At 45.6% G+C, this 14017-nt stretch carries 11 protein-coding genes; 8 read left to right on the top strand and 3 right to left on the bottom strand.

The annotated features are described in order from the left end of the window. Positions 1-9: 9 nt before the first annotated feature. The 3 genes from moeB (at position 10) to L3V31_RS03790 (ending at position 2081) form a co-directional block, all read left to right on the top strand. Positions 10-759 (top strand): molybdopterin-synthase adenylyltransferase MoeB, encoded by a 750-nt coding sequence (gene moeB / locus L3V31_RS03800; RefSeq protein WP_237314795.1) that lies wholly within the window; start codon positions 10-12, stop codon positions 757-759. Positions 760-910: 151 nt separating this feature from the next. Then, positions 911-1207: a hypothetical protein gene (locus L3V31_RS03795; RefSeq protein ID WP_346014841.1), complete on the top strand. Its 297-nt coding sequence runs from the start codon at positions 911-913 to the stop codon at positions 1205-1207. Positions 1208-1250: 43 nt separating this feature from the next. Beyond that, a complete protein-coding gene (locus L3V31_RS03790; RefSeq protein ID WP_237314793.1) occupies positions 1251-2081 on the top strand; it encodes a sulfurtransferase in 831 nt (276 codons plus the stop codon). Positions 2082-2185: 104 nt separating this feature from the next. Here the strand turns inward: L3V31_RS03790 and L3V31_RS03785 are convergent, their stop codons facing one another. The 3 genes from L3V31_RS03785 to L3V31_RS03775 all read right to left on the bottom strand — a co-directional run bounded on the left by L3V31_RS03785 (position 2186) and on the right by L3V31_RS03775 (position 6822). After that, positions 2186-4081: a TRAP transporter fused permease subunit gene (locus L3V31_RS03785; protein ID WP_237314792.1), complete on the bottom strand. Its 1896-nt coding sequence runs from the start codon at positions 4079-4081 to the stop codon at positions 2186-2188. Positions 4082-4189: 108 nt separating this feature from the next. Further along, positions 4190-5119, bottom strand: a complete 930-nt coding sequence (locus L3V31_RS03780; RefSeq protein WP_020334178.1) for a TAXI family TRAP transporter solute-binding subunit — start codon at positions 5117-5119, stop codon at positions 4190-4192. A 701-nt stretch (positions 5120-5820) separates the two neighbouring features. Further along, complete coding sequence (locus L3V31_RS03775; protein ID WP_237314791.1) at positions 5821-6822, bottom strand: sugar-binding transcriptional regulator; 1002 nt, start codon at positions 6820-6822, stop codon at positions 5821-5823. Between the two features lie 464 nt (positions 6823-7286). Here L3V31_RS03775 and tal point away from each other — a divergent pair, with 464 nt between their 5' ends. From tal to L3V31_RS03750, 5 genes are all read left to right on the top strand, one after another. Beyond that, complete coding sequence (gene tal / locus L3V31_RS03770; protein WP_014233810.1) at positions 7287-8237, top strand: transaldolase; 951 nt, start codon at positions 7287-7289, stop codon at positions 8235-8237. A gap of 83 nt (positions 8238-8320) precedes the next feature. Next, complete coding sequence (gene tkt, locus L3V31_RS03765) at positions 8321-10327, top strand: transketolase (RefSeq protein ID WP_237314790.1); 2007 nt, start codon at positions 8321-8323, stop codon at positions 10325-10327. Positions 10328-10808: 481 nt separating this feature from the next. Beyond that, a complete protein-coding gene (locus tag L3V31_RS03760) occupies positions 10809-11252 on the top strand; it encodes a PTS sugar transporter subunit IIA (RefSeq protein WP_237314789.1) in 444 nt (147 codons plus the stop codon). 34 nt (positions 11253-11286) lie between these two features. Next, positions 11287-12684 (top strand): PTS mannitol transporter subunit IICB, encoded by a 1398-nt coding sequence (locus L3V31_RS03755; protein ID WP_346014840.1) that lies wholly within the window; start codon positions 11287-11289, stop codon positions 12682-12684. Between the two features lie 48 nt (positions 12685-12732). Then, positions 12733-14004, top strand: a complete 1272-nt coding sequence (locus tag L3V31_RS03750; RefSeq protein WP_237314788.1) for a zinc-binding dehydrogenase — start codon at positions 12733-12735, stop codon at positions 14002-14004. Positions 14005-14017: the final 13 nt, after the last annotated feature.

The following is a 14017-nucleotide window of genomic DNA, read 5'->3' as shown; positions in this document are numbered from 1 at the left end:
GATTGCACTGTGGATATTCTTTCTGATCAAGAAATGCTGCGCTACAACCGCCAGATCATTCTGCGTCAGTTTGATTTTGACGGGCAAGAAGCACTTAAGCAAAGCTCTGTCCTGATACTCGGCGCAGGTGGGTTGGGGTGCGCATCAAGCCAGTACCTTGCGACTGCCGGTGTTGGTAAGCTGACAATAGTTGATGATGACATTGTAGAGCTTTCTAACCTTCAGCGTCAGGTGCTGCATCACGATGCCGATATCGGCCGTAACAAGGTAGATTCCGCACGCGATGCGTTACAAGAACTTAATCCTCACATAGTTGTTGAGGCCATTGCCAAGCGTCTTGATGATGCAGAAATGCAAACCCTGATTGAACAACATACGCTTGTTGTGGATGCATCAGATAACGTAGAGACGCGTAACCAGCTTAACCGTCTGTGCTTCGCAACTAAAACGCCATTAATCTCCGGTGCTGCGATTCGGATGGAAGGTCAGGTAAGCGTATTCACGTACGATGATCCAGCACAGCCTTGTTACCAGTGCTTAAGTGCCTTGTTTGGCAGTGATGCTTTAAGCTGTGTGGAGGCTGGGGTAATGGCACCAGTTGTCGGTATTGTCGGCGCAGTACAAGCGATGGAAGCGATCAAGGTGATCGCCAATTATGGTCGGCCAATAAAAGGCAAAATACTCATACTTGACGCGCTAAGCATGTCCTGGCGAGAGATGAATTTAATGAAAATGCCATCCTGCCCAGTTTGTAATTAGCCTGAAAATACTTAAAAGCTCAACCTATCGTTGAGCTTTTTGCTATGTGACGGAAGAGATTTTAACGTAAAGCTCTATCCAACTTTGAACAGACATTTATTTTCATGTAAAACAGTAAGATTACTCAGGTTTGAACATACGGAACTCAATCTTGGACAATCCCCAAAAATACATTTTGGTTTTAATCAGCTTGATCGTGGTTTTACTCCTGCTCTGGTTAAGTGCTCCAAACACGCAGAGAACTGTGACAGCAACCGTAATAAGTAACACGCTAACGCAATCTTTGGATGGTCAGCGTCGCTACCTGACTATCAATTCACCCGAGACTGGCCAACAACGCGTTTCTGTCCCAACATCAGTATTATGCCCTGTTGGTTCGACCGTAACATTAAGCCAAGCTACAGAAACAACCATTGAACAGCCATTCTCATTTGTTAGCTGCGATTAGCATATCTCCAGGTCATATGGGTATTAGTAATAAGGATTTAACGATGCAAACATTGATTGACGCGACGGAACTAAGTGCTCTATTAGGCCAACCCAATGTAAAAATTTTGGACGCAAGCATAAGCTTCCAAATCCCTTCTGAGGGAAAGAAAATCACCGACAAATGGATACCTGGCTCACTGCGCTTTGACTATGACAACGTCTTTTGTCTTCCGGACTCCACACTTCCACATATGATGCCGACCGAAGATGGATTTAATTCCAGCGCACAACAGCTTGGTCTGCATAAAGACGACCTTATTGTCGTCTACGATAATTCTGGAACACTCGCTTCGCCTAGAGCGTGGTGGATGTTCAAAGCGATGGGACACGATAACGTAAAAGTCCTCAATGGCGGGTTACCTGCATGGATAAACAGCGGCTTACCTGTCGTCGATTCACTCTCAGCACCTACTGAACTAGGTACATTTTCCGGAACTTTGTTTGAAGAAGCGTTCTTAGACGCACAAACCGTACTCGAACACTCAAATAACCGAAGCGCCAATATCATTGATGCACGTTCTAAAGCCCGCTTTTTAGGCGAAGTTCCCGAACCACGAGCAGGCCTTCGTAGCGGCCACATTCCAACCTCGATCTGTTTACCATTTCAGGAGCTGATGACTGATGGTCACATCAAACCAGTTTCGGAATTAGAGCAAGTGTTCAGTGAGCTCACCATACAGAACGACAAACGACTCATTTTCAGCTGTGGTTCAGGAGTTACCGCCTGTATTTTGTTGTTAGCCGCGCATCAATTGGGCCTACGAAATGTGTCTGTGTACGATGGTTCGTGGACGGAATGGGGTTCAAGTCTACACCTGCCAATTGAAATTTAGGAAACAAACAGGACACTAAATTTCATGATTGTGAAAACAAAAACCGCCCTAAAATGACGGCGGTTTTTGGTCTTTTAGACAGCAGTAATATCACTACTTTCTCATCATGATGCCTGAGCAGCAGGTTTGTCCGGCTGACGATAGTTAATCATACAGATCACGACGATCACAGCCAGAGCCACCAATCGGTAAATATCTGACATAAACAGCACGCCTAAGGCCATCGCCAGTAAAACACCACGTTGCCACTGTTGTAATGGCGAGAACAGACGCCCTTCGATACCACCAGCAAAGGCGACAAACAGGCTGATTGTCGAAATCACACCAATCACAAAGTGCATCGGTTCACCTTCAATCCAGATCAAGCCAGAAAATGCCATCATTGCCGGAATCAGGAAAAAGCCCTGAGCAAGTTTAAATGCCTGCACAGCTGAACGCATTGGTGATGCATTCGCAATCCCTGCCCCCGCAAATGCAGCCAGTGCAATTGGCGGCGTCACATTTGAAGTCTGCGATAACCAAAAGACGATCATATGTGCGGTTAGTACTCCTAGGCCAAAATCCATCAGAGCAGGCACAGCCATGATTGATAGAACGATGTAAGCCGCCGTTACTGGCAACCCCATTCCGAGAACCACTGCAGCAACAGCGATCAAAGCTAATACTGACCACAAGTGGCCGCCCGACATTGCGATCAGGAACTGCGTAAACTGCAGACCAATCCCCGTCTGACCGACGACACCCACCACGATACCAGCGGTTGCACAGGCGACAGAAATAGGGATAGCGAGAAATGCACCTTCTCTCAAACCTTCAATAAATAGTTTGACGGTAATACGACTATGTTTACGTGTCATAGCTGCTACTAGGATCGCCACACACCCGAAAACGCCAACCAGAACAGGAGAGTAACTCATCATTAGTAATGCGGTGATCAGGACAAGCGGTAGTAAATAGTGCCAGCCATCTTTCAACACTTTAGAAATCTGCTCAGTTACCGTCATACCCTGAAGCCCTAGCTTACAGGCCATCAGGTGTACATAGAGCAAGGTACAGGCAAAGTACAAAATAGCCGGAGCAATAGAGACCAATAAAATATCGCTGTATGGGATACCGGTAAACTGCGCCATGACAAACGCCCCCGCTCCCATTACTGGTGGCATAATCTGTCCACCTGTCGATGCAGCAGCTTCGATGCCCGCAGCCTGTTCTGGCTTATAGCCGAGCTTTTTCATCATCGGTATGGTTAACGCACCTGTGGTTACGGTGTTTGCGATTGCCGATCCAGAAATAGAGCCAAGAGCCGCAGAAGCAATCACGCTCGCTTTAGCCGGACCTCCTCGGTATTTACCTGCCAACGCAAATGCCATATCGATAAAAAACTGACCAGCACCAGTCACCTGCAAGAACGCGCCAAATAAAACGAACATGAATACCACGCCAGCTGCAATAGCTAGCGGCGCACCATAAACGCCATTGGTCGAATAAATGTGGAAGCGAACAATCTCTTCGACAGAAAACCCTTTACTCGCCACGTTATCCGGTAAGACATCACCAAACATGGCGTAAGCTAAGAATAGCGCAGCGATTGCTACCATCACCAGCCCGACAGTACGTCTTGTCGCTTCAAGCAGCATAACGATTAAAACCACACCAGCTGCTTGTTCCACCGACCCTAAACCATCAAGCAGGAAACTGATGTCATCGTAGTCAAACATGGCGATAGTGGTCGAAGCCCAGCACGTTAGCGCAACGAGAGCAAAATCGATCACTCTTCCTGTCAGGTAAACAGGCACAGAATGTCGGGATTTGAAGGTCGGGTAAACCAAGAAAGCAATCGCTAACACCCAACTCACGTGAACAGGGCGAAATACGGGTGCCGATAGACTCGCGACAATACCCTGCCAAACTTGAAAGACAGATAAAGCGATAGCCGCAACGGCGGCTATCGAAAGTATCACGTCGGTAATTTTCTGGTTACTCGGATGAATCTTACTCATCACTTACTCCATGTAACTTTATCTCAACCCACTTAAGCGCTTGAACATGCAATCAAATTGAAAACTGACAAGTGCCGCAGTGGATTAATTTTACTTCTTTAATACGAATTACTTTGTTTGTTCCTGAAAGTACTTCTCAGAACCTGGGTGTAGAGGAACACCATCCAGTTTGGTCATGTTTTCGATAGTAGTGAACTTAGTTACGCCCAGAACCTGACGAATCTCGTCGATATGTTCAAAGGTCGTTTTGGTCAGTTCATAAGCCATATCTTCGCTCATGTTTTTATTCACAACCAAAACGTTCCAAACCGCTGGCACCTTGAATGCAGGTACTTTGTTGTAAGCATCAGCAGGTACGTCAAGCTCTAGATAAGAAGGGTAATCTGCCGCAATTTTCTTCAGCTCTTCATCGCTGAAACTTAGTACACGAATGTCACGAGTCAGAGCCAGTTCAGTGATTGCACCAACACCGACACTACCAACGATGACACCTGCATCAATCTGGTTGTTCGCGATAGCACTAGTGGTCGCAGTGTAGTTTAAAGACTGAGCTTTGATGTCGTCTTCTGTCACACCCAATGTGTTAAGGATATTGATCGCACTAACGCGAGTACCTGAGCCCGGCGCACCAAGAGAAACGCGTTTACCTTTTAGATCAGCAACCGATTTAATGTCAGAGTTAGCAGGAACAATGAACTGCACAGCATTTGGATAAAGTGCGAACAGCACCGCAACGTCCATCTTGCGAGGGAACGGTTTCGTGCCTTCATACGCTTGCAGCACAACGTTGCCTTGAGCAATGCCAGCAAGTTGCTTGTTGGTAGAGACTTTAATGGTGTTTTCAACCGAGGCCGCCGTCACTTCTGCGCGCATATTAAAGTCCGGTAGATTCTCGCTCCAAATCTTAGCCAACATGCCACCTAGCGGGTAATAAGTACCACTTTGACTGCCGGTACCAATAGTGTAATTTTCTGCCATCGTTGATGCTGAAAATACGACAGCAAGTGCCACTAGCCCATTCCTTAGTGCTTGGTACATAAATGCTCCTTGTTCTTTTAGATTGATTGTTATAGCCAAATAGCCTTGAGATCCCTGATTCGCAGAAACGGCAACGCTCTGACGCTGTATCTTGAAGTCATTTGGATATACTTCATAGAGTTATGGTGTGCTCAGGGAGAAATAGCAAACGAGAATGAGATGAAATGAGAGCTTTGTGCGCTATTTGTGTGCCACTCAGAAACGGATTGAAACTTTCCCTGTACTTTATCGCAGTCAGAATGCGTGGGAGAACACGACGACTAACCTGACTGAATTCGCAACAAAACAATGAAAATTGTTCTTCTTCCAACCATGGAGAGCTGCGAGTGCAGGATAATATTTATATACTTTGCTTCGATTTGCAATCATTAAAAATGCACACAGCAACAAGAAACATGTGATCAGAAAGGCGATAACTTGGGTGATAAAATTGAACAAGCCATATTTAAAATCAATAAATTATCGCCGAATTATTATTTTAACAATCACTAGAACAAACCATAAATTCCGGTTTATTTAGATAGCACAAGTGAATATAAAAGCATCATTAACGAATGGAAAGGTGCCTATTCATGATTTTCTCCGAGCTAATCTGTTTCCAAATTAGTCACGAGGAATGCTTTTAACTTAGAAAGGAAATCAGGCTGCGAGCGATCTATGAATACTCGCAACCCCATTACATTCATTGCACATTATTTGTGCTAAATATCCGATACTGTTTTGCCGTTCATTTGCTCATCTAGGTTGAGTACCGTTAATGCGTTACTGACGCTAGTGGCAATAACGTCAATCGCGCCAGTTCTTAAAGCTCCGAGTAATGCCAAAGGTTTACTGTTCTCGGCGGCAATGGCGATCACCTCAGAAACTGAGCGAAATTCATCAATGCCAAGACCGATAATACGATCGCTCATGACCGTCTTTGCCGACACGCCATTGATGTCAAAGAAGTCATATCCCGCGAAGTCGCCAACCACGCCTTGCATCATGCGCGATTGAACCACTTCTTCTGCGGTAAACCAACCCAAGTCGACCATGTAGCTGTTTTCACTCATATCACCGATCCCGACTAACGCCACATCGGCTTTACGGGCGAGGTCTAAAGTCTGTTTGACGGTGGCATTTTGCATAAAGGCGATCTTTTGTTCGCGGTTTTCTGCATACGCTGGCGCATACAACGTTTCTGAAGTACCGCCGTAGCTTTTGGCGAACTGACGACAAATATGGTCAGCATTATACATCCCTCCGCGTGGGTGAATGCCGCCGATACCACAAACAAACTTCACATCCTTTTGTGGGATGACACCGACGTGATGCGCCACTGCAGAGACATTTCGCCCCTGACCTACCGTAACAACCGTACCATTTTGCAGTGTGCTCGCCATGTATTTCGATACTAACCCCGCAACCTGCAATCGCTGTTGCTCTTCACTCGGTTGATCTAACGCAACGAGTGCGCGCTTTACGCCAAAGCGTTCAATCAAGCGCTGTTCAATCTTAGCGCTAAATACCGGGTGATATTTAACTGTGATCTCAACAATGCCTTCATCTCTTGCTTGCTTTAGCATACGTCCCACTTTCGCGCGAGAAACAGCAAACTTTTTCGAGATCTCTTCTTGTGTTGCCCCATCTTGGTAGTAAGCAACCGAAATCTCAGTCAGAAGATCGGTACTTTCATCAGATACATCGTTAATAGATTTACTCATATTCAACCTGATTTGTATTTTATTTGTGCCCTTTAATCGAGCAAATACTCAACGCCGTTACAAGCGCTCATGTGCGTAGCATATGTCACACCTACCCTTCACTTCAACATTTGCTCATCACAAAAACAAATTCTCAGATTAAAACAAGGCGTCATTAACGCCCTTATAAGCCATGTGCTATATGGGCAAACGTTTATCTAGGTAACACTGGGCCAAGTCCGAAAAAATTAGTTGATGAATGTCACTTTCCCCCTAGATCAACAATTGACTTTTCGCACAGATCAGATAATTATGGAGGCATCATTTACTCAGAGTTAGAGCAAATGTTCACAACAAATGTTCAAACGCTGAAAGTTAAAAGTTAGTGAGCAGAACAGATTTCTACTTCCGCTGGCTAACGCGCTTGCAAATGCACTTTTCATACTGACAGCAAAGTATGAGCCCAATGAAATAGGATGATCGGAATGAGCAACAAATTAGAGCAACTTCGTAAACTGACGACTGTAGTCGCTGACACTGGTGAAATCGATGCAATCAAAAAATACCAGCCAGAAGACGCAACAACTAACCCTTCTCTGATTCTGAAAGCCGCTCAAATTGCTGAGTACGCTCCTCTAATTGATGCTTCAATCGAGTATGCAAAATCACAGAGCGACGACAAAGCTCAACAAGTTCAAGACACTTGTGACATGCTTGCTGTAAACATCGGTAAAGAAATCCTGAAAACTATCCCTGGCCGTATCTCTACAGAAGTTGACGCACGTCTTTCTTACGATATGGAAGGCAGCGTAGCAAAAGCACGTCAGCTAGTTAAAATGTACAACGATGCTGGCATCGCTAACGACCGCATCCTAATCAAATTGGCTTCTACTTGGGAAGGTATCCGCGCTGCTGAAATCCTAGAGAAAGAAGGCATCAACTGTAACCTAACGCTTCTATTCTCATTCGCTCAGGCTCGTGCATGTGCTGAAGCTGGTGTATTCCTAATCTCTCCATTCGTCGGCCGTATCATGGACTGGTACAAAGCGAAGGAAGGTCGTGACTTCGAAGCTTCAGAAGATCCAGGCGTACTATCTGTATCTAAGATCTACAACTACTACAAAGAGTACGGCTACAACACAGTAGTAATGGGCGCAAGCTTCCGTAACATTGGTGAGATCCTAGAACTAGCAGGTTGTGACCGTCTAACTATCGCTCCAGCTCTACTTGCAGAGCTAGAAGCTGCTGAAGGTGAAGTTGTTGAGAAGCTAGTTGACTCTAAAGGCACTCAAGAGCGCCCAGCGCCAATGACTCACTCAGAGTTCCTATGGGATCACAACCAAGACCCAATGGCGGTTGAGAAGCTTGCGGAAGGTATCCGCAACTTCGCGATTGACCAAGGTAAACTTGAAGACATGATCGCAGCAAAGCTGTAATTACACAGAATCATATAAGGGGAACGTTTGCGTTCCCCTCTTAATTTTCCTTTCCTAGAAATAAATTTATTCGGTAACTATTTATGGATCACTCTCTTCTCTCAAGAAAGCATTTAGCAAATGCAATCCGTGCACTAAGCATGGATGGTGTTCAACAAGCTAACTCTGGCCACCCAGGCGCACCTATGGGTATGGCTGACATCGCTGAAGTTCTTTGGCGCTCTCACCTAAACCACAACCCATCTAACCCAGAATGGGCTGATCGTGACCGTTTTGTACTTTCAAACGGCCATGGTTCTATGCTGATTTACTCGCTACTGCACTTGAGCGGTTACGAGCTATCTATCGACGATCTGAAAAACTTCCGTCAGCTTCACTCTAAGACTCCAGGTCACCCAGAGTACGGCTACGCACCAGGTATCGAGACAACAACGGGTCCTTTAGGTCAAGGCATTACTAACGCAGTTGGTATGGCGATGGCTGAAAAAGCACTGGCTGCACAGTTCAATAAAGAAGGCCACGACATCGTTGACCACTTCACTTATGCATTCTTGGGTGACGGCTGTCTGATGGAAGGTATTTCACACGAAGCATGTTCTCTAGCGGGTACACTAGGCCTTGGTAAACTGATCGCGTTCTGGGATGACAACGGTATCTCTATCGACGGTCACGTTGAAGGCTGGTTCTCTGACGATACGCCTAAGCGCTTTGAAGCGTACGGCTGGCACGTAATCCCTGCGGTAGATGGTCACGATCCTGAAGCAATCAATGCTGCAATTGAAGCAGCTAAAGCGGACCCTCGTCCGACACTAATCTGTACTAAGACGATCATCGGTTTCGGTTCTCCTAACAAGTCTGGTTCTCACGACTGTCACGGCGCGCCACTAGGTGCAGAAGAAATCGCAGCAACACGTAAAGAACTAGGTTGGGAGCACGGTCCTTTTGAAATTCCGCAGGAAGTCTACGCAGAATGGTCAGCGAAAGAAACAGGCGCAGCTAAGGAAGCAGCGTGGAACGAGAAATTTGCAGCTTATGAAGCAGCGTACCCTGAGCTGGCAGCTGAATTTAAACGCCGCGTAAACGGTGAACTACCTGCACAGTGGGAAGAGAAAGCGAACCAAATCATTGCTGATCTTCAATCAAACCCAGCAAACATTGCCTCACGTAAAGCATCTCAAAATGCGCTAGAAGCGTTTGGTCAAATGCTTCCAGAATTCATGGGCGGCTCTGCTGACCTTGCGCCTTCGAACCTCACCATGTGGTCTGGTTCTAAATCTCTTGAAGCGAATGACTTCTCAGGTAACTACATCCACTACGGTGTACGTGAATTCGGTATGACGGCTATCATGAACGGTATCGCACTACACGGTGGTTTTGTTCCTTACGGCGCAACTTTCCTAATGTTCATGGAATACGCTCGTAACGCAATGCGCATGGCTGCTCTGATGAAAGTTCAGAACATCCAGGTTTACACACACGACTCTATCGGTCTTGGCGAAGATGGCCCAACTCACCAACCGGTTGAGCAAATGGCTTCTCTACGTCTGACTCCAAACATGAGCACATGGCGTCCATGTGATCAGGTTGAATCAGCAGTCGCTTGGAAACTGGCTATCGAGCGTAAAGATGCACCAACAGCGCTTATCTTCTCTCGTCAAAACCTAGCACAACAAGAGCGTACTGCAGAGCAAGTCGCAGACATAGCGAAAGGTGCTTACATCCTGAAAGATTGCGCAGGTAAGCCAGAGCTTATTCTTATCGCAACAGGCTCTGAAGTTGAGCTAGCAGTAGAAGCAGCAGCGCAGCTAACTGCAGAAGGTAAACAAGTACGCGTTGTTTCAATGCCATCAACGGACGCATTCGACAAGCAAGACGCCGCTTACCGTGAAGCAGTACTGCCATCAGACGTTACAGCGCGTATCGCTATCGAAGCGGGCATCGCAGACTTCTGGTACAAGTACGTAGGCTTCGGCGGCAAGATCATCGGTATGACGACCTTCGGTGAATCTGCACCAGCAGGCGAACTGTTCAAGATGTTCGGTTTCACTACTGAAAACGTAGTAAACACGGCAAAAGAACTACTAGCTTAATCGCAATGGAAAGCTATTAAGCTTTCTAGAACTGCGGTATAAAAACGACAAAGCCCCGCCTTTCATTGGCGGGGCTTTTTTATATCTGAAAGTAAAAGTATAAGAATTACAAAACTCGCTAAGAAAACTATATGTGTGATCTAGGCACGCCACATTTGACTAATATCAGCTGAGATCCGATTTTTTAAAATTGATAAAAATCACATTTAACACCACGTCAACACCACTACAACAACCTAGTTCACATTTAAACAAATAAATAATAATCAAAAAAATGTGCCAAACATCAAATTAAAGCTATTGACTTGTAGTTTTATAAAAAACTGTACATTTACTACACAATAAAAATGAGATCTTGAACATCAAACACAGCTTGACTTGATGTTATTTGTGACGCCAATCGCAAACCGATCGCTATTCCCAATCTACATTAGCTTGCTGATAATGACTCTACCAACAACGTATCTAACAGGAAATGACTATGCTGTATGACCTTATCGACCACGACCTAATTGATGTCATTGATCACAGCAATTATCAATGGGAAGAGGCTGTTAACGTAACGACGCGATACCTTGAAGATAAAGGATATGTAACAGCTAACTACGCCCAGGCAATTATTCAGTCCACATTAGATAATGGACCATATTACGTCCTTTGTCCTGGAATTGCCATGCCTCATGCTCGCCCTGAAGCAGGTGTTTTAAAAACTGGCTTGGGAATTCACATTTTCCCAAATGCGGTCGATTTTGGTTCAGATATGGGGCCTGCCAACGTGCTGCTTACCCTAGCAGCAAAAGATTCAGATACACATATAGAAGTAATTCAAGCTCTTAGTGAAATGCTCGTTGATGAAGCCAATATTACTAAGCTTGCTGCAGCATCTTCTAAAGAAGATGTCCTTAACATTATAAAAGCGTACTAAATCAATAAGACGTACTTACAAGAGGGAACACGACGTGACTACAAATGCAAGAGCTAAAGTGCAAGCCTTCGGGGGTCATCTGACCGCCATGGTTTTGCCAAATATCGGCGCCTTCATCGCGTGGGGCTTTATTACTGCACTATTTATCCCAACAGGCTGGACACCCAATGCCTACTTTGGCGAACTGGTAGGCCCAATGATTACCTACCTACTCCCACTGCTGATTGGTTACACCGGTGGCCAAATCGTTGGTGATAAACGAGGTGCTGTAGCTGGTGCGATTGGTACTATGGGTGTTATCGCAGGTGCAGAAATACCTATGTTTGTTGGCGCGATGATCATGGGCCCTCTGAGTGGCTGGGTGATTGTTCAAATCGACAAAAAACTTGAACACAAGATCCCTTCTGGGTTCGAGATGGTGGTCAATAACTTCTCGCTTGGTATCTTTGGCATGATCATGTGTTTGTTCGCTTACGCCATCGTCGGTCCAGCGGTAACGGCAGCAAACCTTTTTGTTAAGTCTGGAATTGAAGCGCTTGTCGCTACAGGCTTTCTCCCTCTCTTAGCCATTATCAATGAACCTGCGAAAGTGCTGTTTTTGAACAACGCTATTGACCAAGGTATTTACTACCCACTAGGTCTACAAGCTGCGGCTGAAACAGGTAAGTCGATCTTCTTCATGGTTGCATCAAACCCAGGTCCAGGTTTAGGTATGCTTTTGGCTTACGCCAAATTCGGCCAAGGCCTAAGCAAGCGTTCGGCACCTAGTGCAATTATCATTCATTTCTTTGGTGGTATTCACGAGCTGTACTTCCCGTACGTACTGATGAAACCAATCATGATTGTAGCGATGATCGCAGGTGCAGCGACTGGTATCGCAACCTTTAACCTACTTGATGGTGGTCTTGTTGCTGGCCCGAGCCCAGGTTCAATCTTCTCTTACCTTGCTCTAACACCAAAAGGTAGCTTTATCGCAACGATTGCCGGTGTGGCCTCAGCGACTGTCGTATCCTTCCTGGTATCTAGTGCGATTCTGAAAGTCAGTAAGAAAGAAAGCTCAGAGAACGAGTTTGAGAAATCTGTCACTGACATGAAAGACATGAAAGCAGAAGGCGCTATCAACACAGCACCAGCAAATTCATCAGCATCAAATAAAATCAAGTTTGTCGCATTTGCCTGTGATGCAGGTATGGGATCTAGCGCAATGGGTGCTTCCACATTCAGAAAGAAACTGACGGATGCCGGATATGATGTTGAAGTGAAAAACTTCGCCATAGAAAAAGTGCCATCACACGCAGACATTGTTGTGACTCACGAAAGTCTAGAGAGCCGAGCTATCAGCGCAACAGGATTACCGGTCATTACCATTAAAAACTTCCTGCATGATCCAGCGCTAGACAACCTTATCAATAAGATTAGTCAACAAGCTTAAACATTGAAATCAGGAGCCATTCGTGGCTCCATACTTGGAGAGATTTTTATGGTTCAGACAACTGCAGCCGTTATTTGTGGTGAAAAAGACGTTCGATTAAGAACCTTTGACCTACCGACAATTTCCGATGATGAGTTACTGGTAAAAAACATTTCGAACAGTATCTGTCTATCCACTTACAAAGCCGCGCTACTGGGAAGCAAACACAAACGCGTACCAGAAAATATTCACCAAGTGCCTGTAATGACTGGCCACGAATATGCGGGTGTCATCGTCGAAGTTGGTGCAAACCTTAAAGGGCAGTTCGAGCCAGGCCAGCCCTTCGTTTTACAACCAGCGATGGGGCTTCCATCTGGCTATTCAGCTGGCTACAGCTACGAAACGTTTGGTGGTAACGCGACTTACTCTATTATTCCAAAAATTGCGATCGATCTTGGCTGCGTATTACCATACAACGGCTCTTACTTCGCTAACGCATCTCTGGCCGAACCAATGTCATGCATTATAGGAGCTTACCACGCGAGTTATCACACCACTCCGTACGTCTACGAACACCAAATGGGCATCAAAGAAGGTGGCGCTTTGGCCCTGCTTGCTTGTGCTGGTCCTATGGGTATTGGTGCTATCGACTACGCGATAAACGGCCCGGTAAAACCGCGCCGAGTTGTTGTAACTGATATTGACGAAGACCGCCTCGCTCGCGCAGAAACCCTGATTCCGGTTTCTAAAGCTAAAGAGAACGGTATTGAGCTAATTTACGTTAATACTGCGAAGGTTGAAGACCCAGTTCAGCACTTAAAATCACTGAATGACGGCCAAGGCTATGATGATGTGATGGTGTATGCAGCCGTTAGCCAAGTTCTAGAGCAAGCGGATGACCTGCTCGGCAATGACGGTTGCTTAAACTTTTTCGCAGGTCCAACTGACAAGCAATTCAAAGTACCGTTTAACTTTTACAATGTCCATTATGAATCAACGCATATCGTCGGCACGTCAGGTGGTTCTACAGGTGATATGGTTGAATCTATTGAGCTTTCTGAAACCAATAAAATTAATCCATCATTCATGATTACTCATGTAGGCGGTCTGCAAGCTGCACCTCACACGATTCTAAACCAATTGGACATCCCAGGTGGCAAAAAGCTGATTTATCCACATATAGACTTACCGTTGACGGCGATCGATAACTTTTTATCTCTGGCAAATGAAGACCCATTCTTTGTTGAATTAGATGCCATATTGGAAGCGAATAATTACGTGTGGAACGAACACGCAGAAAAAGCGTTACTCGAGTTTTACGATGTCAACCTTTCTATTTAGGCAAAATGGCCAG

It is taken from the genome of Vibrio sp. J1-1, from assembly GCF_021728395.1.
In the GTDB taxonomy this organism is placed as follows: domain Bacteria; phylum Pseudomonadota; class Gammaproteobacteria; order Enterobacterales; family Vibrionaceae; genus Vibrio.
Note: the sequence above shows the minus strand (reverse complement) of the source record. Positions and strands in the feature narration are given on the sequence as shown.